Here is a 22,367-nt window from a genome sequence, read left to right on the forward strand (position 1 = left end):
GCTATTTTCGAAAGTGTAACGGAAATCGGGAACATAGCGGAACAGCGTTCCGTTATATGGCGGAGACGTTTCGTCCAGTCGCGAGAAAGCGCTTCCGGTTATGTCCGCACCGCGCGGGCTCCAACGCGCGGCGTGGCGTCGCATGGCGCTTGTCGTGCTCGGCGCTTATGCCGCCACACACGAAAAAAAACCGGAGGCATTAAGCCAACCGGTTTTCCTTGATCCATTTCATACTGTTTGCAAGCGCCACGAACGGCGGATTTTGCGTCTGGTCCTGCTCGTAGATCAGCCACTCCGTACCGGCTTCGTCCGCCGCTTTGGCGATGGCTAGCAGGTCGACTTCACCCGTGCCGAGCTCGACCGTTTGCCACTTGCCATCTTCACCGCGTCGCAAATCTTTGAAATGCACGAGCGGCAGCCGTCCGGCATACCGGCCGATATAGCCGACCGAATTCAGTCCGGCGGCATGCACCCAAGCAGAGTCCAGCTCCACCTTCAGCGTGTCTGCCGATGTCGAACCGAACAGGGCGTCCAGCGCCCACTCGCCGCCGACTTTCTCTTCCAGCTCGAAAGCATGATTATGGTAGCCGAAGCCGATACCCTGCTCGGCGCATTTGCGTCCGATCTCTTCCAGCAGCTTGAAGGTCGCCTTCCAAGCTTCCTCGCTATCCCGGTATTCCTTGCCCAGTCCCGGGCAGACGATGTACGAGCTGCCGATCGTTTTGTTGAACGCGATCTCCTCGTCCAACGCATCCTTCAGACGTCCGATTCCGACATGGCTGCCGATTGCCTGCAATCCGAGCTCATCCAGAAGCTCTTTCAACTTGCCCGCTTCCAAACCGCCGTACCCGGCAAACTCCACTCCGGCGAACCCTTCCTCAGCTACCTTGCGTAAAGCACCGACGAAATCTTTCGACGTCTCGTCGCGCAGCGTATACAATTGGACCCCGACTTTCCAGGAGCTCATTGACCGAATCACCTCGTCTAGTATTCTCGTCTTCCATCTAAACATAACGGGCATGCGGTGTACATGCAGGAAACGGGGAAAAGTTGGCGAATCTGGCTATAAGAAAAACTTCTGATCGAATCTGCTTCGATGAAGTACATCCGAGCTTTAAAGGTCGCTTTTCTTGGTTCAGAATGCCGCAGTTTCACCTTATCGAAGTATCGCTTTGCCGCAATACCCCCTTAGCGAACTTAAACATGCTGAATCGATCGATAGCGACGCCGGACGTCCGCAAAGAAAAAGGGCCCGAGCCGAGCGGGGGCGGCCGGAGCCCCGGAGAGCATCAGGCGGTGTGCGAGCGGATCGCTTCGTTGATCCGTTCGCGGCACGCCAGCAGCCATGCGGCATCCTGCGGATAGACGTCGAATGTGATCGGCGCTTCGGCGCCCTGCTCCATCAGCGCGAGCGTACGATCCCTTCCGATCAGCGACTCGAGCAGCGTGAGCGCGCGCAAATCCTGCAACGCCTCGCGGAACACCTCGAACCGGAGCGATTCGACCGGCTTGCCGTCTTCTCCGGGGTAGACGACGAACGGATCCCCCGCCGGGAATGCATGGTTGGCGTCCGTATTGCGATACGGATCGATCGGGAAGCGCGAATATTGAGCATACCAGAAGTTATAGCCCCAGTGCAGGAAGCCGGCGATTTGAAATTTGTAAAGCTGCAGCCCGAGCACCCGGTTGCGGGCGGACGGCATGCAGATGAACCGGTTGGCGACCTTCTTGTACTGCGAGCAGCAATAATAGGTCCATAATCCCGGGACACCGTTTTCAAGAAAGGGCACGATATGGTTGCTGGCCGGAATCGGCGTAGGCACGAGCCCTCTTTCGTAGAATGCGTAGTCGGACAGCGCATCGATCGTCGGAAATTCGCCGACGAACTTTTTCAGCCAGCCGCTGGCGCTCTCGTACCACGGAATATGGTCCGTATGCGGTTCGTCGGACACGTGGAAGAACACTTTCTCCGCAAGGCCGTTTCCCTTGATAAAGCCGACCAGCTCTGGCAAAAATTGCGCCAAAAACCCTTTATACTCATCGCCCGTAGCGTCCGTATCCCAACCGAAAATCCGCTTCGTCTCGCCGTTCTCCATCGCGACGATCTTCGGCGCGTGCTTGGCTCCCCACTGCGTAAACAGATGGGAAAGCTCGTAATAGCGGACGCCGCTGCGATCGCACATGTCGACCCAACGCTTTAATTGATCGAAGCCGAATCGATAGGCCGAGCCGGATTTCTCCACGTCCACGAGCTGAACGGTCGGCCGCTCGCCCCCCACCTGCGTATCCAGAGGCGGCGTGAACAGCGGGGTCAGCAGCATATTGATGCCGTGATCGACAGCCGTCTTCACATAATGCTCGACGATTTCCCAGTAACGCTCGCTGAACACCTCGACGCCGTAATAGGTAGCGAGGCAGTCGGTGTGGAACCACTCGGTATGGATCAGCTTCTGCTCCGGCAAGGCGGCGGCCAGCACGTCCAGCTCGAACGTTTCCCTCGACAGCTCTTGGTCGTCGTTCGTCAGGAAAACGATCGCGATTCCGTAAGTGCCGGGCTTGACGTCGCCTTTCAAATCGACTGTGACCCAAACCGAACGCCACTGTTTCGGAAATCCGGTCAAGCCTTCGGACTCGGAAACAGGCAGCAGCGGATCGGGATAAAGCCCGGGCACCGAGCGCAGCAGATTGTCGTCATGATCGTGATAGATCGGCATTTCGGCCGGTACGAGCCCTACCGTCCGGGCGCCGACGCGGGCGCCGAGCTCCGACTCGATGCGCACCTTCAATTTTTTGACGAGCTTGGCGGAACGGTATGCAACTTGAAATGAAAGCGTTTCCTTATGAAGCGCGGATGCACGGCGGAATTCGGCGGCTTGCAGTTCCTCATCGGCAAACACTTTCTCGAGCGAGCTGATGATACGGGTAGCGAAGGTAAGTTCGACGGCTGACAAAGGGGCTCCTCCTTTATATTCATCCATTTTAGCGACCAAATGAAACAAAATGAAATGAAAAGATCACATTTACTCATCGCCATCATATCACAGCCCGCCACTCGAATCCATATGATCTTGCTGCCCCGTAATACGACGCTAAGAGGATACGGCCAGATAAACCCGCCCGCGGTGTTCGAGCATCGACTCTGGCTGCAAATAGAAGAACTGGAGGAGATGCTTTGCCGGGGATAGTCCCCGACCCTGTCTGCAATCCGGATAACCGAGAATAGAGGCATAAGCGGGGAGCATTTATGAATAGGGGAAAATTACAGTCTCGCGCAATATTGTTTCAAGTCGTCAAGCAGCTCCGGAGTAACGTTACTCGCGATTCCCTCTGTTTCCGTACTTGTTTCCTTACTGCTATCGTCGTTCTCGTCGGACGTTTGGTTGAATTGTTCGATAACGGAAGCGGCTACGAATTGCGCGTTTACGCCGTAATGCTTGAATAGCGATACCAGATTGTCCAGATCGCTATGATTTTGAATAATTTCCGATAACCGGTTCATTAGTAAATCCACCTCTCTGATGAAATAGGATGATGCCCAAAACCCTCTTGCCGAGGGTCTTGGACTGCGGTCATGCAAATTTATTGAAAGTTTCTGTACGACGAATTCTCCGAGTAATTAGCGGAGCCATACGGTTGTTGCTGCAGCTGTTGTTGTTGGTTATAGGCATTCATGCCCATCGCTTGCGCAGTTTGCTCGAGTTGTCTGCAAATTTGCGAGACTTGCTGCATTTGCTGCATAGCCGTTTGATGTCCTTGCAAAGTGTTTTGGATCATTTGCGACGCCTTATGCTCTCTTTGGGCCAATTCCTCCAGTTTTGCCGCGTTTTGCTGCTCTTGCTGAAGCAATTGCTGGTACATTTGCGTCGCTTGCTGCGTCTGATTCATCAGCTGGTGAATAATTTGTTCGCATTGATTGATTTGGTTCGTAATATTTTGATTGTACATGGAGATCCTCCTCGTGTATCCGGTTCTATTTGTAGTACCGGTTTATTGTCTTCAACTGGCTTCGTTTTATGCAAATGATAACTTTGAAAATGTTCGGGCTTTGCCCGGGCCTTCTAGGCTTCCACCAGCTCCGGTCTTTTTACTTGCAACGGGGGCGGCACGAGCCATCCTTTTTCTTTATTCATCTCGAGCATTTTCAACCCCAGAACGGCTTTCGTCGCATGGTATTTGCCGAATAACGCTCCAATATCCTCGCGAATCGACTTGCCCATAACCAGGCTGCATGCAGCCAGGCTGGCGGCATTGTCGGCGGCAATCAGATACGCGATTTCCTGATCCGTAAGTCGTGCCCCCACCGGAATATCTTCAAGCTTCGCTTCCGGCCTTGCAGGAAGAGCCGGAGACGGCGCAATTCCGTTATGAACGAGGATTTGATCGCACTCTTCGCTTTCCAATTCGGCTTGGTTGATCAAATCGCCCAATATTTTTTTCAGCTCTTTATCGCCGGCATGATACTGATACGCCCGATACACGGAAACGCAGCCTTTCGCTTTCATAGAGACCGACCATATATCGAACACCTCTCCATAGTGAAGGGGTTCGTCTTTTGGATTGCCGCTCAAAATGCCCACTTGTCTCCGCTCCTTTATTGATGTTGTGCAAGCCGGTTGTTAAGATACCCACGTGCCCGTGAAGTTATTCGGTCCTGCGGAAGCTCCATTATCAACCCAAGTATTTACCGGTATCATAAAAACGTTTGACAATCGGACACAAAATGCATATTATGATTCAAACAACCAAATCGATGAACCGGAGAAGTACCCCGGACCATTCAGCGCACAGAGAGCCGTCCCTTGGCTGGGAGGATGGCGGCTGCCACCGGAAGAAAGACACCGGCGAGTTCCGCCTGAACGATCGTTTCACGATCCGGTAGGAGCGGACGCGCCCCCCGCGTTACGGGGTTCGAGCGATCGCGCTTTGCCGCGCGATAATCAGGGTGGTACCGCGAGTTATTGGACCTCGTCCCTTTTGGGACGGGGTTTTTGTGTTTTCCGTTAAGCGAATCACTTTTGGGGGACCGGTCGGGGGCTCCCCCGACAGTAATCGGAATAAGCTTCGAAGGAGTACTTCACTTTTTGGGGACCTTTTTAGGAGGTGATGCATATGGACGATGGCGACGACGATGATGATGACGATGACAACAACTTCGCTTTGCGCAACATCAAATTGAAAACAAAGGAGTGCGTTTCATGCAAACTCATTCATCTCACCCGATCCGTGTGCTCTGCTCCAGAATCTCCGAACAATTGGAGCAATCCGTAACCGTACAAGGCTGGGTGCACGCCATCCGGAATTTGGGCCGGCTTGCGTTCGTTCACGTGCGCGACCGAAGCGGAATCGTGCAGTGCGTCTTAGAAGGGGAATTAGCCGAAATGACGCTTAGCCTGGAGTCGGTCGTATCCGTCACCGGGTTGGCCGTCGAAGCGTCGAAAGCGCCCGGCGGCTTAGAAATCCGGGCTTCCGCCATCCAATGCATTAGCGCCGCGGCTGCACCCCTGCCTTTCGAAATCAACAAAAAAACGATCGGCGCGAGGCTCGACACGATGCTCGACAACCGGGTGCTGTCGCTTCGACATCCGAAGGTGCACGCGACGTTTCACATTCAAGCCGCTCTAGCCGGAGCTTTCCGGGACTATTTGACCGAACGGGACTTTACCCAAATTTTTACGCCAAAAATCGTGGCGTCCGGCACCGAGGGCGGCTCCAACCTGTTCCCCGTCGACTATTTCGGCCGTCCGGCCTACTTGGCCCAGTCCCCCCAATTTTATAAGCAGATGATGGTAGGAGCCGGCTACGAACGGGTATTCGAGATCGCTCCCGTCTATCGGGCGGAGGAGCACAATACGTCCCGTCACCTGAACGAATATGTGTCCCTCGACGTCGAAATGGGCTTTATCCGTTCGGAAGAAGAGCTGATGGACTTGGAGCAGGACATGCTCGGATACATGCTCCGGAAGGCGGGTGCGGAATGCGAGGCCGAGTTTGCTCTCCTTGGGGTGGAGCTTCCGGTGCCGCACGACATCCCGCGAATTCCGGTCGCCGAGGCGCAAAGCATTTTGCAGCGCAAATACGGCAAAACGTCCCCGAAGGGGGACCTCGACCCGGAAGGCGAACGGCTTATTTGCCGATATGCCGCCGAGCAGAACAAGCCGGCGTTCGTTTTCATTACGCGATACCCGCGCGAGATTCGCCCGATGTACGCGATGCCCGCGCCGGAAGACGCTGCGCTGACGGCTTCGTTCGACCTGATTTTCAACGGCCTGGAAATTACGACCGGCGGCCAACGCATCCACGACTACGACGAGTTGACCGCTTCCATCCGCGGCCGGGGACTCCTGCCCGAGCATTTCGAGAGCTATCTCGATCTGTTCCGTTACGGAATGCCCCCGCATGGCGGATTCGCGATCGGCTTGGAACGCCTCACCTCGCGTCTGCTCGGACAGCCCAACGTACGCGAGGCGTCCGCTTTCCCGAGAGACCGAATGCGGCTGACGCCGTAAACGGAAATCTGCCTTGAACGCGAAATAATCGATTCGATGCGCTGTGCAAACTACAACAATTAGTTGCGTTGCGAGTCGGCATCGAGATAACGGCCATCTACAAGCAAGGAGGGATCCGGAGGATTCCTTCCTTGCTTTTTTTTCTACGACAGCATCATTCACGTAAAGGAGTGCATGTCCGCAAGTTCGGGGGAGGCTGGCTGCCTTTGACGGTGCCTTGAGGGACCGTGAATCCAACAAATAGCGGAACTTGAGTATGCTATTGTCCTGCGTTCTCCTGTTGATGGCAAAATAACGGAAAATCGTTCCGCTATTCCGCTGTTCACGATCATTTATACCCTTAAAGTTTGAGAATAACGGAAGCCTGTTCCGTTATCTTCTAGCGTATAATGGAATTCGGGACCATAACGGAATATAGTTCCTCTATTTAAAGGCAACACGTTGCATCCGCTTCATCAAGGGGCTTCCAGGTTGTTTGCGAATTATGCTGTCGTAGTTTTTTTGACGCGAGAGATTGTAAAATCCATCGATTTCAATTTTTTACTAGTAATAGCAATAGATTTTTATGTATAATTATCCCATATTAGAGATAAGGAGTGGTGTGAATGAAGAAGTATTTGATTGGAGCACTGTTCGGATTTCTATTGTCGCTTTCCATCTCGGTTTATGGCGAGGAAGTCAAAAGCGTTATAGGAGCGGTCATCGATGGCGAGCTTCCCGTAAGCGTCAATGGAGAGAAGCTGGGTAATAGGGCTATCACGATTGCAGGCACCTCTTATTTGCCTGTACGGGAATTTGCCGAGAAAGTCGGTTATGACGTAGCTTTTGCCGCTGCGAGCGGGATTTCCCTCGAACGGAAACCATTCGATTTGCTCGATCCCATAAACGTGGGAAAAGAATTCTTAACTAAAAAGTCAGTGGAGCTAGGGGCGTTCCAAATTGATGGCAAGACAGCGAATGCCCAGGAAATCAAGAAGTTGAATCAGTCCAAAATGCATATCAGAATTCAGCGGGAAGTGTTCAAAAACAACGATTTTTTAGCGAGTAACGCCATTTTCTATAACGATATCCAAAAAAGCGAGAAAATCGAGTACTTGCAATATATACTTAACGCCATGGAGAAAAACTTGGAGCAAATCAAAACCTCCGCTTCCAAGTCGGAATTGGAAACGTATGAAAAGTACGTATCTTCTTTACAAAACGAACTAACCAAGACGCTCCAAACGGCACCATCCGCCAATGAGCCGGCCGTCGGCTAACGATATCGGACGAACAAGCAGAGAGGGACCCCGAGTGGAGTCCCTCTTGCTTTATCCGTCCCCTTTCTTGTTTCATAATCGGGGCTATAAGCGTATGCGGGTGTAATGCTCGACGGTCGGGAACGGATCGTAGTAGCGATGCAATAGGCTCTTCCATTCGTCGTATTGCTGCGAGCCCCTGAAGCCTATCGTATGATCCTCCAGCGTCTCCCAGCTCACCAGCAGTACATATTGATTGTCTTTCTCGATGCATTTCTGCAGCTCGTGGCCGATATAGCCGTTCATCCCCGATATGATCCGGGAGGCTTGTCTGAAGCTTTGCTCGAACTGCTCGTTCATTCCGGCCTTCACCTGCAGGATCGCCACTTCCAAAATCGGCCCGCTCATCGGACTCCTCCTTTGTTACGACTTCCCGGAGCACCTATTTATCCAAATCATTTATAGTGTCCCCCGATCATCTTGGACCTGCGCTGCGCCTGCCCGGCCGGCGTGACCGACGAAGCGCGCATGATCGACGCGTTCCCGAACCGGTTCTTGATCTCGTCCGTAGCCCGTTCCAGCGCCATCTTCTTCTCGCGGTCCGGAAATACGGTCATCTGGTACGTCTCGTCGGAAGTCAGGTCGCTGAGCGTCACCCCGACCTTTCGGACCGGCTTGCCGTTCCACTGCTTCTCGAAAATTCGACACGCGACCTCGTAAACCTCCTCGGTCAAGTTCGTGTTGTGCGGCATCTTCATCTGCCGGAAAAAGCCGGTAGGCCGATCGAAGTCGGCCCCCTGGCAGCCCGCCGATACGACTTGCCCCATCAGCCCCTTGGACCGGCAGCGCTGGCAGACGAGCTCGGACAGCTCCAGCAGAACGATCTTCAAGTCCTCCATCGTCCGATAATCGATCGGCAATGTCATCATGTGGCCGATGCCCTTCTGCTGCTCGACAAACGTATACGGCGATACCGGCGACTCATCGTGACCGTTCGCGATCCGCCACAGCACCTCCGCGTTAATGTCGCTGTTTCTCCCGAATTTCCGTCCCAGACGCTCCTGCAGCTTCTCGAGCGGAATGCGCGCCAGCTCGCCGATCGTCGTTATCCCCATCAAGTGGAAATGTTGCGTCATGCGGGAGCCGACCATGAACATTTTGTTGATCGGAAGCGTCCAGAGCGAATCCTCCAAGGCGTCTTTGCGCAAAAAGTAAATGCCCGACTCGACCTTTTTGGCGTAATTGTCGCAGGCGGTTTTGGCCAAAATTTTGTTTTCGCCGATGCCGACCCGGGTCCGTATCTTCGTTTCGTTCCACACTTGGTCTTGAATCGCCTTGGCAATTTGTTGCGGTTCGCCGTACAGGCCGAGGGAGCCCGTAACGTCAATAAACTGCTCGTCGATCGAGTAAGGCTCGACCAGATCGGAAAAACGTTCGTATATGCGGGTAATTTGAAGGGAAACGTCGATGTACAGCTGCATGCGGGGTTTGATGATCGTAAGGTGCGGACATTTGGCCAGCGACTCCCGGATCGACTCCGCGGTCGTGACTCCGTAAGACTTCGCAATCGGGCACGCCGCGAGAATGATGCCGCTGCGCCGTTCCGGATCGCCGGCCACCACGACCGGCTTATCTCGAAGCTCCGGCCGTTCGGCCTTTTCGACGCTCGCGTAGAAGCTCTGGCAGTCCGCGAGGAATACGACTCTCGATTTGCCGGCCCCGCCGCTCATCGGTCATCATCGCGAGCGCGAACGATGCAGCTTTCCAGATTGCCGAGGTAATAGTCGGTAAGCAGCTCCAGCTCGCCTTCGAACGTCCCCCAGCGAAGGGCGAATTCGCGTCGTTGGCCCCGGTAATCCGCTACGCGGGTTATACAAGCGGCATCCCGCTTCTCTTCGCTCAGCAGCAGCCCGGCCGTACGAAGAACGGAGCCGATTTTGGCCACATCTTCGTCAATGCGGTCTATGGCACGCTGGGCGACTGCCGTATACGGACTCCGGTGCTCGTAGAGCTTGTTTTTCTCGAAAACCATTTTGTCGCATTCGAAATTGGACCTGACAACGGGCAGGATCATCATATTCCGGATCAATTGCTTCACGTCCGGTGATGGAATGGCATACGTAGTAGTCTGCACGGACATAGGGAACACCTCCGAAAGTATACGAACATATGTTCTTATTATAATCCGAACGCTCCTGATTATACAAGAAGGAGGCCGTGGAAAATGTCCCCGGCCCGTCCGTTTCCTTCTTGAAGCAATGTACGCCGATTCCGTCGCCGCCCTACAGCCGATTCTGCCGTTTCTCCTCGATATAGAGATCAAGCGCTCGAATGCCCCGATGCGCAAGCCGGATAAACAAAATGAGACAATAAATCGACAATCCGATCAAGCCCAAGTAAATCAGTATGCCTACCCCGCTGAACAACCCTATCGTTGCCGATGCAGAACCCATCCATCGATCGCCTCCTGCCGCGAATGTACAATTCATCGCTCAAGTTCTAGATATTGTAAATACGCGAGCCGACCCTAAAAGTTCCCGTGTACGTGAAAAACCCGCAGGCCTGTAACCGGCGGGTAATTAATGTCGTTTCGCCTCAATATACCTTCTGCGCATCCCGGTCCGCTATCAAGATCTCCACCGCTTCGCGGAAACGGAGCGAATGGATGATTTCCCGCTCGCGCAAAAATTTAAGACCGTCCTGCAGCTCGACGTCGTCGGTCATGTCGATCAGCCACTGGTACGTCGCCCGCGCCTTCTCCTCGGCGGCGATATCCTCGTACAGGTCGGCGATCGGATCGCCCTTGGCCTGGATATAGGCCGCGGTCCAAGGCACGCCGGCGGCGTTCTGGTAAAACAGCGCATGGTCGTGGCTGGCAAAATTGGCTCCCAGACCGGCCGCCTCCATTTCCGCCGGCGAGGCGTCCTTCGTCAGCTTGTAAACCATCGTGGCGATCATCTCGAGGTGCGCGAATTCCTCCGTCCCTATATCGGTCAGCAATCCGATCACCTTATCCGGAATCGAATACCGCTGGTTCAAATAGCGCAGCGCGGCGGCCAGCTCCCCATCCGCTCCGCCGTATTGCTCGAGCAAAAATTTCGCCATCCGCGGGTCGCACTTCCCGACCCTGACCGGGTACTGCAGCTTTTTCTCGTAAATCCACATGTGTACCGTTCCTCCCGCCCGCTTTCGCTCGCGGCAAAGCCGCGCCGCTTATGCTCGTGTACCGCTTATGTGTATGCCGGGCGCGCCGGGCGTCCGGCGAAGGCGGACCGCCTTCATACCTGCCAAGGCCAAGGATCGTTGATCCAATCCCACGGATATCGGCTGAAGCTATGTCCGAATTGCAGCAGCGGACCGAATTGCTGCTCGAAGTCGTAGGCGATCTGCTGCCGGAGCATCGCCATATGGTTGAACTGCTGGATCGCCTTCATATCGTCGGGATGCGTGTCGAGATAAAGAGTCAGCTCGATCAGCACGAAATCCGTCTCCTGCAGCCTGCACATCAGCTCGTAATATTTCGGGTCGATCGTTTTCTCCATCGCTTAACATCTCCTGCTCTCGTATGGGCTGAAATAAGCCGGCCACAGCGTCCCGTACTTAAGCGCCTCGCACGGGGTAAATTGCGGCAAATCCGGGGGCTGCCACGGCATCGTCAAATTGGGCGGGATGATATACGTTTTGACCCGTACGGGGGGACAAGGATCGAACGGACCGATAAACGGACGGTACGCTCGCAATTGCGGGTTGACCAAGATGATTTCCTCCTTTAACCGTAAATGGCCGTGCAAAAGGGCCTCTTTCCTTAGCCTATGACAATAGCCTATTCATGTTTCCGGTTTCTGTCGCCCGGGAGTGCAAAAACGGAAGATTCCTTAGTTCGCACAGGTAACGAAGGGATGCCGTCCCCCCTTGGCCTCGGATGGCCGAGAGGTCGGAGACATACGGTCAAACGGAACGATTTGTTCCGCTAATGGTCCCGAACACGGCGAAAAACGGACATAACGGAACATTTAGTTCCGTTATCTGCTCTACGTTGGCCGTATAATGGCTCATTTTCGCGAATAGCGGAACTTATTGTTCCGTTTGCCTACCAAGGACACGCCCCTATGATAAATAGGGGAACAAATGGTTCCCCTTGCGATCCGATAGCGGAAAAGATCGTTCCCTATGAGCAAGGAACCCGACATGGTCGGACAGACGCTCGCAAAGATACGGACGTGACGGGCAAGGACGCGTCTATCCTGCGATGAGTCCGGAAGATCCTTACCGATCGGGAAAAAACCCGGAGAGCGCGTCTCCGGGTTTCACACTTCGCTGCAGCTTTGCTTTGCCGCTTCCCGCTTGCTGCATGTTACGGTCCGGCAGCTCGCTCCAAACGCTCCGCTTACTTCTTCAAGCTGTCCCAAGTTTTCTGGAATTCGTCGAACATTTGCTCCTTCGTCGTCTTCTTGGCGACGTAAGCCTGCATCGCGTCCGCGAACTTCTTGCTCGAAGCCTCGCCTCCCGAAAACTTGAACCAGTTCCAGCTCAGCGTCTTGTTATCCTTGACATATTTCATAATATCCGCGGCCAAAGGTCCGAGCGTCGCTTCGTCGGCCGTAATCGTTTTGAACGCCGGGATGAATTTGAACTCCTGGGTAATATATTTCTTGCCGACATCGGACGTAACCATCCAGTTGAGGAATTTCTTCGCCTCGTCCTTCACGGCCGAATTTTTGTTGATGACCCAGTTGTTCGGCACGCCTACCGGCAGCTTGTCGCCGGCCGCCGCATCGTCGCTGATCGGCATCGGCAGGAAGCCTATCTTCAGGTTCGGATTCGTCTTGGTCAGCTGCACTTGCGTCCAGTTGCCCTGCTGCGTCATGGCCGCCTTGCCCGTGGCGAACGTCGTCACTTGCGTATTGTAGTCGGTTTGCAGCGGATTGGCGTTGCCGTATTTCAATTGCAGGTCGAACAGCTTCACCCAGTTGTTGAACGTTTCGTTGCCGGCGATTTTCGCCGTGCCTTTATTCAGGCCGTCGATGAACGTATTCGGATTGGATTGGTAAGCGAACGGCAGGTTGACGAAATGGTTGCCGAGCACCCACCACTCGCCGTAGCCGTTCACGAATGGCGTAATGTTTTTGGCCTGCAGCTTCTTGGCCGCTTCCTCGAGCTGGGTGAGCGTCTTCGGCAGCTCGGTGATGCCGGCCTGCGCGAACAGCTCCTTGTTGTAGATGAAGCCGTAGCCTTCCAGGTTAAGCGGTTGACCGTACAGCTTGCCGTTTTTCGTCATCGGCTCCTTGGAAGCCTCGACGAGGTCCTTCACCCAAGGCTGGTCGGACAAATCCTCCAGATGCTCCAGCCACAGATCGAGATCGGTAAAGCCGCCGTTGTTGAAAATGTCCGGCTTGTCGCCCGAGCTGAACTTCGCCTTCAGCGCCGCGCCGTAATCGGCTCCGCCGCCGACCGTATCGATCTGGATTTTCACGCCCGGATTTTCTTTCTCGTATTCTTTGGCCAGCTTCGCCAGCTGCTCGGCGATTTCCACCTTGAACTGGAACATTTTGATCGTTACGTTTTGGCCTGAAGCGTTGCCGCCTCCCGCTCCGGACGTTCCTTCTTTTTTGCCGCATCCGGCGGCTATGACGGAAAGGAGCAGAACACCGGTTAAGCCGACAAGAGCGAAACGTTTTTTATTCATTTGTAGTTTCCTCCCTAAGGTACCCCGAATTTTATGATGCGTTTGTGTATCTATCCGCATTGTAACCTTCGCTGCCCGAGACTGACACGTACGCGGATGAACGAAAAGGTGGAATTTTGTGAACCGCTTACCCTTTCACCGAACCGGCCGTTATCCCTTCGATAATATGCCGCTGCATCGCGAGGAAAAACAGGACGATCGGCGTTACGCTGAGCACGAGACCGGCGAGCGCCAAGTCCCATTGCTTCGTATACTGCCCGAAGAAGGAGTACGTCGCAAGCGGAATCGTACGCAGATCGGGACTGGACAAGATGAGCAGCGGGAGCAGGAAGTCGTTCCAGATCCACAGGCTGTTCAGCAGCACGACCGTAACCGTCATCGGCTTCAGCAGCGGGAATACGATTCTCCAGAAGACGCCGAACGGCGAGCAGCCGTCCACGACCGCCGATTCCTCGATTTCGCGCGGTACCGACTTGACGAACCCGTGGTACAAAAACAGATTAAGCGATACCCCAAACCCGAAATAACAAATGACGAGTCCGGGAATGCTGTCCATCAGGTTCAGCCAATCGGCGACGCGGACGAGCGGAATCATGACCGATTGGAACGGGATGACCATCGCCGAGACGAAGCCGAGAAACAGCAGCTTGTTGAACTTGCTCGGGACGCGGACCATCCGGTAAGCGGCCATCGCGCTGATGACGACCAGACCGACGTTGCTCGCCACCGTAATGATCAGCGAGTTTGTAAATACTTTGGGAAACTTCGTAATTTCCCATACGCGGGAATAATTTTCGAAGTGCAGCGATTTCGGCAGGCTGGCCGAATTGACCAGCAAGTCCCCGAAGCTTTTCACCGAGTTGACGACGACGAAATAGAACGGGGCGAGAAACAGCAGAGCGAGCGCCAAGGCGAGCACCTCGAGAAAAAGCGTCCGGGGCGAATAGTTCGACCGTGTCTCCATCACACCTCCACCTCCCTTTTCTTCGTGAAGCTTACTTGCGCAAGCGTCACGAGAGCGACTGCGGCGAAGAAGACGACCGATTTGGCCGAGCCGAGGCCGAGCATATTGTTGCGGAACGCGTCCTGGTAAATGTTCAGCGCGATCGATTCCGTCGAGCCGAACGGACCGCCCTTCGTCAGCGACATGTTCAGGTCGAACATTTTGAACGCCCAGGAGATGGCGAGAAACAAGCACACCGTCACGGCCGGCATAATGAGCGGAACCGTAATTTGCCGCAGCATCTGCAGCCGGGTCGCTCCGTCGATGCGCGCCGCTTCAATGACGTCCTTCGGCACATTGCTCAAGGCGGCGATGTAGATGATCATCAAGTAGCCGGCCCCTTGCCAGACGCTGACGATGACGAGTCCCCAGAAGGCGGTCGTCTCGTCTCCGAGCCACGGGAGGTTGAAAAATCCGATACCGGTCATCTCGCCGATCGTGGCGAAGCCTTTGACGAAAATAAACTGCCAGATGAAGCCGAGCAGCAATCCGCCGATCACGTTCGGCATGAAGAAGATCGTCCGCAAAAAATTGCGCGTCTTCAGCGCCTGCGTCAGCAGCATCGCCAGCAGGAAGCCGAGCAGGTTCGTCAGCACGACGCTGGCGAGCGTGAATCGCGCGGTAAACCAGAACGATTGGAGAAATGCTTTGTCATCGGTTAAGATGGTTTTATAGTTGGCGATGCCGATCCATTTGACGTCGGAGCTGACACCGTTCCATTCCGTAAACGAGTAGTAAATGCTCATGACGAACGGAACGAGCACGATCAGCGCGAACGCCAGCGCCGCCGGCCCGACGAATACGGCCTGGAGCGACAGGTCTGCAAGTCTTTTGTTCCGGTTCATGGGATCGACCTCCTCTTCTTTCTAGTATGTCTTTACTTTATTGTAAACACGGAACGGATCGGGTTAAACGGAAGTTCGTGACGTAATAGGTGGAACCTGATGACGTAAGTTGGCGGGACGGGCAGTTCGTATCGATGCATTTGGCTTATGCGGAGGAATTAAGGGTGGTTTGCGCCTCTTATTTCCGGCTCGATCGTCCAATCGGGCGAAATTTGGGCATTTTTTTCCGGGTGCTTCCCCAAAAGGATGCGGAATAAGCTTCGAAGGCCCCCATTCGGGGAACTTTTAGCGAAAGCGAGTTGATCTTCTCCCTTGTTCCGGACAAGCATACGCAACAAGCTGATCGCCTTCCTGCTGGCCGCTGTCATCGTGCCGCTCTCGACGTCGATCGTCATCAACTACTGGTATACGAAACGGACGATTACGCGGGAGACGATCGGCGTCACGTCCGCGCTGCTCGTTCAAGGCAAAGAAAACATCCGGCATTATATGGACACGATACATCAAACGACCCTCTCCGTGTACAACGACGCTAAACTGAACGCCGTCATCGAGACCGGCGCGGTCGACTATTTGAGCGACAAGGAAACGTATCGCGCGATGATGCACATGGCGAACGTCATGCCGGACATTTATCAGATCTATTTGTACGTACAGCTTGCCAAGCAGCCGTACTTGATGATTAACGCCCTGCTCAAAAGGGTTCCGGAATCCGCGCAGCCGTTCCGTCCCGAGCTCGGCGGCGCCGAGGTTGCCGTCCAGCCTCCGCACCGCAGCCATGACTACGGCTTCGCCCCGACCGCCTATATCGAGCCGGCGACGGTCATGACGATGCACCGCAGCATCCGGAGGGTCCCTTTGACCGAGGAGCTGGGCATCCTGTCCGTCGACATCGACATGCAGGGGCTTCGCGCCATGTCCGAAAGCTTGTACGATACGAAGCGCGAGCAGCTGTATATCCTCGATTCATCCGGTTTCGTCATTTACGGACCGGACGAGCGGCTGTGGGGGCAGCGGCCGTCGGAAGGCTGGATAGCCGAAATTCTGTCGCGTCCGGAGCAGGCCGACAGCGTATTTTGGGACGGCGACGGCTTCAAGGGCGTGCAAATTTACGACAAGCTCAAGACGACCTACCTGGACTGGACGATCGTGAAACGGATTCCGGACGAGGTGCTGTACAAGCAGGCGCTCGATTTGACCCGCATCAACACGATCGTGCTGGCGGCGTTCTCGCTGCTCTCGATCGTCGTGACCGTGGGCGTCGCCTTCCTGTTCACCGCTCCGATCAAGCGGCTCATCGGCTATATCGGCGCAATCGAGAAGGGCAATATGAACGTCGACATCGACATGAAGCGAAAGGATGAATTCGGACTGCTCGCCGCCCGTTTCCGCTCGATGATGCAGCATATCAACAATCTGATCGTCAAGGAGTACCGGCTCGAGCTCGCCAATCGGACGAACCAGCTGAAGGCGCTGCAGGCGCAAATCAACCCGCACTTTTTGTACAACGCTCTGCAATCGATCGGGACGCTGGCACTGCAGATGAATGCGCCGAACATATACAAGCTCATCTCGTCGCTAGGCAAAATGATGCGGTACAGCATGAATACGACCGAAACGTCGGTCCCGCTCGCCAAGGAAATCGACCATATCCGTTCGTACGCAGAGCTGCAGCGGAACCGGTTCGACGAACGGCTGACCCTCGCGCTCGAGCTGGACGACGATACGCTTTATGCGGAAGTGCCGAAAATGACGCTCCAGCCGATCGTCGAAAACTATTTCAAGCACGGCTTCGATCCCGCCTCCGGCGTAGAGGGCGCCGTCGAAATACGCAGCAGCTTCGCGGAGGATGGCCTCATTACGATATCGGTAGAAGACAACGGCAAAGGTCCGGGAGCCGAACGGCTGGCTGAAATCCGCCAGCTGCTGCGCCGGGCGGGCAAGGGGATGGATGCGGAATCGGAAGAAGCGGACGGCGGCGGAATCGGGCTGCTGAACGTGTATTCCAGACTGAAGCTGTTCTATGGCGACAGGGCCGACATGCATATCGAGGAAACGAAGCCGCACGGCTTCAAGGTGACGTTGACGATTCCGGCGGAACGCAAGGAGGCTCGAGGGTGAAAGTATTAATCGTGGATGACGAGAAGCATGTAAGGGATGCGATCAAGCTGCTGATGGACTGGAGCGGCCTGGGGGTCGACACCGTTCTGGAAGCGGCGGACGGCGCCTCGGCCATAGCCTTGATCGAGACGGAACGTCCGCAAATCGTCTATACGGATATGATGATGCCGAACATGGACGGCATTTCCCTGCTGCGCTGGATCAAGGAGAACGCGCCCGCGTGCAAAACGATCGTCATCAGCGGCCACGACGATTTCGATTACGTCCGGGGGGCGGTCAAATACGGAGGAATGGACTATTTGCTCAAGCCGATCGATGCCGAGCAGCTGCGGGACATTACCGAGAAGGCGCTCCGCAACTGGAACGACGAGGAACGGGAACGGCTCGAAGCGCAAATGCGGTCGATGCGTTTCAATTCGCTGCGGCCGGTGTATTACGACAAGCTGCTGTCCAATCTGATCGGGGAGCCGGGCTCCTATTATGCCGAGAAAGCGTCGTTCGCCCAAGAGTTTCCCGAGCTGGCCGTCGGCGTCCCGTGCCGGGTGAGCCTCATTGCGATCGATACGCTGCACGGCAATTTGCGCGACAAATTCGCGACCCATACCGATTTGATGCTGTTCAGCCTGACGAACATTTGCAACGAGCTGCTGGAGCCGAACGGGCGCGTGCCAAGACAAGGCATCGCGTTCCGATTCTGGAACAACCGCCATCCGATCGTGCTGCTCCATTGGGGCGCGCCGGAGCGGTCCGGGCAGATGCTCGAGGCTATCAACGGCGGCTTGAGCAGAACGTTTCACACGCGAGTCGAATTCGGACTCGGCGGCGTTCATCCGTTTCCGGCGGGGGTCAAAGATTCCTATGCGGAGGCGGACGCCGCGCTCCGGCAGCGCAACTTGCTGAAGCGTTCGTCGTGGGTTCACGCGTTCGATCCGAAAGCCGTCCCGCATCCGGCAGAGATGCATATGAGCGATTTCGAGGAGAAGGTCAGACTGGCGATCCGCAGCGCGAGCAAGGAGAAAATCGAGGAAGCGGTTCAATCGTGGATCGGTGAGGTGAGGGGCAAAGACATCGTCACGATGGAGCATTTGGAGCTGTGGAGACACGAGTTCCAAGTGTTGAAATCGCGCTGGGTCAAAGATTTTTTCCCCGGCGACGACGCGGACATGCGCCTTCCGCTCGAAACCGCGGTGCTGCCGATTCCGTTGAACGAACGGGGCGAGCTCTCGCTCGACCTGTGGCGGGAGGAGATGACCGCGAGCCTCGTGCGGCTGGCCGAGCTCGTTCGCAAAGTGACGCAGCAGGAAAACCATCTGATCTACGAAATCGCCCGCTATTTGCAAAGCCGGGTAGACCAGGACATCAGCGTACAGGAGGTCGCCGCGCACTTTTATTTAAGCCGGGAGTACGTGTCGCGCCGGTTCAAGCAGGAGTTCGGGGAGACGATCAGCGACTTTCTGCTGCGCCACCGGATGGAGCGGGCAAAGACGCTGCTGCTCAATCCGGCGCTCAAAATCATGCAGATCGCCCATATGACCGGCTACGAGGACGAGAAATATTTCAGCAAAGTGTTCAAGAAGGCATTCGGCCAATCGCCGGCGGAGTATCGAAAAAAACAAACAGGGGACGCCTGAGTCGGGCGTCCCCTGTTCCTTTTCATACATGAATACCTTGCCGGCAATTCGTCAAATATACAAAAATACGGCAATAAGGGCGGCCAGCACGAACCGGTAAATGGCGAAAGGCGTCAGCTTGATTTTCTGGATCAGCTTCAGGAAAAACCGGATGGACAGCAAGGCGAACACGAATGCGCTAATAAAGCCGGCGATAAAGAACGGCAGCGCCTCCGGCGTGAAGTCGGCCCAATGCTTGTACAAGGAAATGAGCGTCGCGCCCGCCATAATCGGCACGGCCATAATGAATGTAAAATCGGCGGCGGCGCGGTGGCTCATGCCGAGCAGGACGCCCCCGGAAATCGTCGAGCCGGAGCGCGAGAAGCCGGGCCACATGCCGAGACACTGAAACAGGCCGATACCGAACGCCTGCTTGTACGAAATTTTATCCACCGTATCGGCGGACGGCGAGCGAGGGCCGAACTTGTCGGCCACGATCATGAGAATGCCGCCCAGCACAAGACCGATCAGCACCGTTTCCACGGAAAACAAATACTCGTCGATAAAGTCTTCGAACAAGACGCCGGCAATACCCGCCGGAATCAGACCGACGATTACCTGGGCAAGCTTCAGTCGGCCTCCCTTTGACGTCGAAGCCGCCGCTCCCGAGCGTCTCCGCAAGCCCAGCAAATCGATGAACCGGTCCTTGAACACGACCAGTACGGCCAAGATGGAGCCCAACTGGATGACCACCTTGAACGAATTGGCCACGGACGCCGGAAACAGCTCCTTGGAGTGCAGCAGCATATCGTCTACCAAAATCATATGCCCGGTGGACGAGACCGGCGCGAATTCCGTCAAGCCTTCCACGATACCCAATACAATCGCTACGAACAAATCCCACACGTTCACGCACCAATACTCCTCTCGAACTTAAAACGCCCCATGCAGCGCCTTACTCCAGCTTGATTTTGAATTGCAGCAGTCCGACCTTGCGCATTTCCTTGTAAATCATGATGACGATCGGCCCGAGGAACAGGCCGACTACCCCCATCAGCTTGAAGCCTACGTACAGCCCGACGAGCGTCGGCAATGCGCCGATCCCGATCGAATCCCCCAATATTTTCGGCTCGACGATGCGGCGGAATATCGTAATGACGACGAACAGAATAAGCAGTCCGATCGCCAGGCCCATTTCGCCTTTAATAAGCACGAACGCCGCCCACGGGACGATGACGGAACCGGTGCCGAGAATCGGCAGCACGTCGACGATCACGATCAGCAGAGCGACCGCCAGCGGATATTCGACCCTTAGAATAAGCAGTCCCGTCAACGAAACGATATACGTGAGCGCGCTCAGTATGATCTGGGCGCGCAGGAAGCCGATGACGGAGCTGCGCAGGTTGCCGAGCACATCCTCCACCTTGCCGCGCGACTTCTCCTCGAACAGCCCGGTGAACTGGTTCTTCAGCACCGGCAAGCTGTAGCTCATCAAATAGAGCGCGACCATGAACACGACGAACGCGACGAACAAATTCGGCACCGCTTTGGCCGCATTCAGGAAGTAGGAGGATATGCCGCCGATAATGCCGCTTATCGAGTTCGTAAGCGTAGAGACTCCGTGCTCCAGCCCGGTCTGCAGCTGCTTCGCCGCATCGGCCGGCAGCGAATTGTAGAACAGCTGGGTCCGTTCGGTCGCATCCCGGAAATACCGGTCGAACTCTTCCAGAAACGTCGGCGTCTTCTTCCATATCTCGACAAGCTGCGAGACGACTCCCGCGCCGATCAAGTAAACGGCGCCGAACAGCAGTAGCGTGAACAGCGTGCACACGATGGTGGCCGAGACGATCCGGTTCAAGCGGAATACCCTCATCATCGCGACAATCGGCGTCTCGAGAAACATGGCGATGGCGATCGCCATCAGAAAGGGCATCCCGATCGTAAACAAGCCGTACAAAAAACCGATGCCAAGCACGATCAAAACGATCGTTTTCATGGACATATTTATTCCGCTCCCCTTTACTCCACGGTTGGACCGGCGTCCAGCCGAGCGGCTTCGCTAATCATAATGTTCACCCTGACGACGCGCAGCCGTTCCACTTCCGCCACCTCGAACACGTAGCCGCCGTGCTCCACCCGTTTTGCCGTAAGCGGAATGCCTTCCAACTGCTTGAACAGCCAGCCGCCGATCGAATCGACCTCGTCGTCCTCGATCGTAATGCCGAGCATATCGTTAATATCCTCGAGCAGCGTCCGGCCGTCTACCGACGTCACGCCGCCGTTCACCTCGATGCTTGCGCGTCCTTCGTCGAACTCGTCCATCATCTCGCCCACGATCTCCTCCAAAATATCCCCGATCGTCACGAGCCCGGCGGTTCCGCCGTATTCGTCGATGACGACGGCGATTTGCGACCGTTTCTTCTTCATCAGCCGGAGGACGTGGCTCACTTCCATCGATTCCGGCACGGTCAGAATCGGGCGGATGAACTTCTTCAGCTCCTGCACTTCGTCCGGATCGCACGTGAGCAGGTCGGTAATGTGGACAAAACCGACAATCCGGTCCTTGTCTCCCTTTGCGACCGGATACCGCGTATGCTTTGAGGCATATACGGTTTTCAGGTTTTCCGCGAACGTCGCGTTCGTAAATAAACAGTCCATATCCGTGCGCGGCACCATGACCTCGCGGGCCAGCCGCTCGGAAAATTCGAAAATGTTGTCGAACAGCGCCATCTCATCCTTGTCGATATGGCCGCTTTTGGCGCTTTGGTTCATCAGAATCCGGATTTCCTCTTCCGTGTGCACCTCATGCTCGGAGGCGGGCTGGACGCCGACCAGACGCAGCAGCCGATTCGCCGCCCCGTTCAGCAGCCAGATGGCCGGCATGAACAGCTTGTAGAACAGCATGAGCGGAGCGGACAGCCACATGGAGGTGCCCTCCGACTTCTGGATGGCGAGCGACTTCGGAGCGAGCTCCCCCAGCACGATATGCAGAAACGTAATGATGCAGAAGGCGACGATAAACGATACGGTATGGCTCCAGACCGCATCCGCATACCCGAGCTTGGCAAGGATCGGCTCTACGATAAGCCGGGAAATGGCCGGTTCGCCGACCCAACCGAGTCCGAGCGAGGCGAGCGTAATGCCCAGCTGAGTCGCCGATAAATAGGCGTCCAGCCGGCCCGTTACTTTCAAGGCATATTTCGCTTTGCCGTTCCCTTCGTTCGCCAGCTGCGTCAGTCTGGACTGCCGCACCTTGACGAGCGCGAATTCGGCCGCCACGAAAAATCCGTTCAAGCATACGAGCACGAGCACGAGCAGCATGTACAGCAACAGTTCGTTCCAGTTATAGTCCAATGGC

At 55.4% G+C, this 22,367-nt stretch carries 22 protein-coding genes and 1 other annotated feature; of the genes, 4 read left to right on the forward strand and 18 right to left on the reverse strand.

The features are described from left to right. Positions 1–199 precede the first annotated feature (199 nt). The 5 genes from FE784_RS08835 to FE784_RS08855 form a co-directional block, all read right to left on the reverse strand. A complete protein-coding gene (locus FE784_RS08835) occupies positions 200–967 on the reverse strand; it encodes a sugar phosphate isomerase/epimerase family protein (protein WP_139601781.1) in 768 nt (255 codons plus the stop codon). A gap of 322 nt (positions 968–1,289) precedes the next feature. Then, on the reverse strand, positions 1,290–2,978 hold the full coding sequence (locus FE784_RS08840) for a DUF4091 domain-containing protein (protein ID WP_139601782.1): 1,689 nt from the start codon (positions 2,976–2,978) through the stop codon (positions 1,290–1,292). 281 nt (positions 2,979–3,259) lie between these two features. After that, positions 3,260–3,499 carry a hypothetical protein gene (locus tag FE784_RS08845; protein ID WP_139601783.1) on the reverse strand — a complete coding sequence of 80 codons (240 nt, stop codon included), beginning with the start codon at positions 3,497–3,499 and terminating at the stop codon, positions 3,260–3,262. Positions 3,500–3,579: 80 nt separating this feature from the next. After that, positions 3,580–3,945: a hypothetical protein gene (locus FE784_RS08850; RefSeq protein ID WP_139601784.1), complete on the reverse strand. Its 366-nt coding sequence runs from the start codon at positions 3,943–3,945 to the stop codon at positions 3,580–3,582. Between the two features lie 113 nt (positions 3,946–4,058). Continuing rightward, positions 4,059–4,577 carry a DUF3231 family protein gene (locus FE784_RS08855; protein ID WP_139601785.1) on the reverse strand — a complete coding sequence of 173 codons (519 nt, stop codon included), beginning with the start codon at positions 4,575–4,577 and terminating at the stop codon, positions 4,059–4,061. Positions 4,578–4,741: 164 nt separating this feature from the next. After that, positions 4,742–4,976: a binding site (T-box leader), on the forward strand. Between the two features lie 219 nt (positions 4,977–5,195). Between FE784_RS08855 and aspS the strand changes: the two genes are divergently transcribed. After that, complete coding sequence (gene aspS / locus FE784_RS08860) at positions 5,196–6,506, forward strand: aspartate--tRNA(Asn) ligase (RefSeq protein WP_139601786.1); 1,311 nt, start codon at positions 5,196–5,198, stop codon at positions 6,504–6,506. Between the two features lie 605 nt (positions 6,507–7,111). Further along, positions 7,112–7,765 carry a hypothetical protein gene (locus FE784_RS08865; protein ID WP_139601787.1) on the forward strand — a complete coding sequence of 218 codons (654 nt, stop codon included), beginning with the start codon at positions 7,112–7,114 and terminating at the stop codon, positions 7,763–7,765. A gap of 84 nt (positions 7,766–7,849) precedes the next feature. On the opposite strand, the gene FE784_RS08870 is transcribed toward FE784_RS08865, so the two are convergent. The 10 genes from FE784_RS08870 to FE784_RS08910 all read right to left on the reverse strand — a co-directional run bounded on the left by FE784_RS08870 (position 7,850) and on the right by FE784_RS08910 (position 15,278). Continuing rightward, positions 7,850–8,152, reverse strand: a complete 303-nt coding sequence (locus FE784_RS08870; RefSeq protein WP_139601788.1) for an antibiotic biosynthesis monooxygenase family protein — start codon at positions 8,150–8,152, stop codon at positions 7,850–7,852. 47 nt (positions 8,153–8,199) lie between these two features. Continuing rightward, positions 8,200–9,474: a DNA polymerase IV gene (locus FE784_RS08875; RefSeq protein WP_139601789.1), complete on the reverse strand. Its 1,275-nt coding sequence runs from the start codon at positions 9,472–9,474 to the stop codon at positions 8,200–8,202. Beyond that, a complete protein-coding gene (locus FE784_RS08880) occupies positions 9,471–9,884 on the reverse strand; it encodes a YhjD family protein (RefSeq protein WP_139601790.1) in 414 nt (137 codons plus the stop codon). Before FE784_RS08880 ends, FE784_RS08875 begins: the two co-directional genes overlap by 4 nt. Before the next feature lie 142 nt (positions 9,885–10,026). Beyond that, positions 10,027–10,197, reverse strand: a complete 171-nt coding sequence (locus tag FE784_RS40735) for a hypothetical protein (protein ID WP_176706066.1) — start codon at positions 10,195–10,197, stop codon at positions 10,027–10,029. A 142-nt stretch (positions 10,198–10,339) separates the two neighbouring features. Beyond that, complete coding sequence (locus FE784_RS08885) at positions 10,340–10,909, reverse strand: manganese catalase family protein (RefSeq protein ID WP_139601791.1); 570 nt, start codon at positions 10,907–10,909, stop codon at positions 10,340–10,342. A 113-nt stretch (positions 10,910–11,022) separates the two neighbouring features. Continuing rightward, positions 11,023–11,286, reverse strand: coding sequence for a spore coat protein CotJB (locus FE784_RS08890; protein ID WP_139601793.1), 264 nt, complete (start codon positions 11,284–11,286; stop codon positions 11,023–11,025). A gap of 3 nt (positions 11,287–11,289) precedes the next feature. Next, the gene (locus FE784_RS08895; RefSeq protein ID WP_139601794.1) at positions 11,290–11,499 is read right to left on the reverse strand and encodes a spore coat associated protein CotJA; all 210 of its coding nucleotides are present in this window, start codon (positions 11,497–11,499) and stop codon (positions 11,290–11,292) included. Between the two features lie 632 nt (positions 11,500–12,131). Then, the gene (locus FE784_RS08900; RefSeq protein ID WP_139601796.1) at positions 12,132–13,430 is read right to left on the reverse strand and encodes an ABC transporter substrate-binding protein; all 1,299 of its coding nucleotides are present in this window, start codon (positions 13,428–13,430) and stop codon (positions 12,132–12,134) included. A 127-nt stretch (positions 13,431–13,557) separates the two neighbouring features. Then, positions 13,558–14,394 carry a carbohydrate ABC transporter permease gene (locus FE784_RS08905; protein WP_139601798.1) on the reverse strand — a complete coding sequence of 279 codons (837 nt, stop codon included), beginning with the start codon at positions 14,392–14,394 and terminating at the stop codon, positions 13,558–13,560. Then, entirely contained in the window at positions 14,394–15,278 is an 885-nt protein-coding gene (locus FE784_RS08910; RefSeq protein WP_139601800.1) for a carbohydrate ABC transporter permease, read from the reverse strand. Before FE784_RS08910 ends, FE784_RS08905 begins: the two co-directional genes overlap by 1 nt. 312 nt (positions 15,279–15,590) lie before the next feature. On the opposite strand from FE784_RS08910, the gene FE784_RS08915 reads away from it, so the two are divergent. Together FE784_RS08915 and FE784_RS08920 are read left to right on the forward strand one after the other, a co-directional pair. Then, complete coding sequence (locus FE784_RS08915) at positions 15,591–17,399, forward strand: cache domain-containing sensor histidine kinase (protein WP_139601802.1); 1,809 nt, start codon at positions 15,591–15,593, stop codon at positions 17,397–17,399. Further along, complete coding sequence (locus FE784_RS08920) at positions 17,396–19,030, forward strand: response regulator (RefSeq protein WP_139601804.1); 1,635 nt, start codon at positions 17,396–17,398, stop codon at positions 19,028–19,030. The genes FE784_RS08915 and FE784_RS08920 overlap by 4 nt, the downstream gene beginning before the upstream one ends. A 51-nt stretch (positions 19,031–19,081) precedes the next feature. Here the strand turns inward: FE784_RS08920 and FE784_RS08925 are convergent, their stop codons facing one another. From FE784_RS08925 to FE784_RS08935, 3 genes are read right to left on the reverse strand one after another with little or no spacing between them, the layout of a single operon-like run. Further along, positions 19,082–19,915, reverse strand: coding sequence for an undecaprenyl-diphosphate phosphatase (locus tag FE784_RS08925; RefSeq protein WP_139601912.1), 834 nt, complete (start codon positions 19,913–19,915; stop codon positions 19,082–19,084). 49 nt (positions 19,916–19,964) lie between these two features. Next, positions 19,965–21,011, reverse strand: coding sequence for a sporulation integral membrane protein YtvI (gene ytvI / locus FE784_RS08930; RefSeq protein ID WP_139601806.1), 1,047 nt, complete (start codon positions 21,009–21,011; stop codon positions 19,965–19,967). Between the two features lie 17 nt (positions 21,012–21,028). Then, positions 21,029–22,330 carry a hemolysin family protein gene (locus FE784_RS08935; RefSeq protein WP_139601913.1) on the reverse strand — a complete coding sequence of 434 codons (1,302 nt, stop codon included), beginning with the start codon at positions 22,328–22,330 and terminating at the stop codon, positions 21,029–21,031. Positions 22,331–22,367 lie beyond the last annotated feature (37 nt).

Origin of the sequence: Paenibacillus hemerocallicola, assembly GCF_006265175.1 — a bacterium.
Taxonomy (GTDB): domain Bacteria; phylum Bacillota; class Bacilli; order Paenibacillales; family NBRC-103111; genus Paenibacillus_AB; species Paenibacillus_AB hemerocallicola.

What these genes read in the sequence shown, in the direction of transcription:
- FE784_RS08835 (WP_139601781.1), bottom strand. Translation starts at nt 967, where the DNA reads ATGAGCTCCTGGAAAGTCGGGGTCCAATTGTATACGCTGCGCGACGAG.
- FE784_RS08840 (WP_139601782.1), bottom strand. Translation starts at nt 2,978, where the DNA reads ATGGATGAATATAAAGGAGGAGCCCCTTTGTCAGCCGTCGAACTTACC.
- FE784_RS08845 (WP_139601783.1), bottom strand. Translation starts at nt 3,499, where the DNA reads ATGAACCGGTTATCGGAAATTATTCAAAATCATAGCGATCTGGACAAT.
- FE784_RS08850 (WP_139601784.1), bottom strand. Translation starts at nt 3,945, where the DNA reads ATGTACAATCAAAATATTACGAACCAAATCAATCAATGCGAACAAATT.
- aspS (WP_139601786.1), top strand. Translation starts at nt 5,196, where the DNA reads ATGCAAACTCATTCATCTCACCCGATCCGTGTGCTCTGCTCCAGAATC.
- FE784_RS08865 (WP_139601787.1), top strand. Translation starts at nt 7,112, where the DNA reads ATGAAGAAGTATTTGATTGGAGCACTGTTCGGATTTCTATTGTCGCTT.
- FE784_RS08870 (WP_139601788.1), bottom strand. Translation starts at nt 8,152, where the DNA reads ATGAGCGGGCCGATTTTGGAAGTGGCGATCCTGCAGGTGAAGGCCGGA.
- FE784_RS08875 (WP_139601789.1), bottom strand. Translation starts at nt 9,474, where the DNA reads ATGAGCGGCGGGGCCGGCAAATCGAGAGTCGTATTCCTCGCGGACTGC.
- FE784_RS08880 (WP_139601790.1), bottom strand. Translation starts at nt 9,884, where the DNA reads ATGTCCGTGCAGACTACTACGTATGCCATTCCATCACCGGACGTGAAG.
- FE784_RS40735 (WP_176706066.1), bottom strand. Translation starts at nt 10,197, where the DNA reads ATGGGTTCTGCATCGGCAACGATAGGGTTGTTCAGCGGGGTAGGCATA.
- FE784_RS08885 (WP_139601791.1), bottom strand. Translation starts at nt 10,909, where the DNA reads ATGTGGATTTACGAGAAAAAGCTGCAGTACCCGGTCAGGGTCGGGAAG.
- FE784_RS08890 (WP_139601793.1), bottom strand. Translation starts at nt 11,286, where the DNA reads ATGGAGAAAACGATCGACCCGAAATATTACGAGCTGATGTGCAGGCTG.
- FE784_RS08900 (WP_139601796.1), bottom strand. Translation starts at nt 13,430, where the DNA reads ATGAATAAAAAACGTTTCGCTCTTGTCGGCTTAACCGGTGTTCTGCTC.
- FE784_RS08905 (WP_139601798.1), bottom strand. Translation starts at nt 14,394, where the DNA reads ATGGAGACACGGTCGAACTATTCGCCCCGGACGCTTTTTCTCGAGGTG.
- FE784_RS08910 (WP_139601800.1), bottom strand. Translation starts at nt 15,278, where the DNA reads ATGAACCGGAACAAAAGACTTGCAGACCTGTCGCTCCAGGCCGTATTC.
- ytvI (WP_139601806.1), bottom strand. Translation starts at nt 21,011, where the DNA reads ATGTCCATGAAAACGATCGTTTTGATCGTGCTTGGCATCGGTTTTTTG.
- FE784_RS08935 (WP_139601913.1), bottom strand. Translation starts at nt 22,330, where the DNA reads ATGCTGCTCGTGCTCGTGCTCGTATGCTTGAACGGATTTTTCGTGGCG.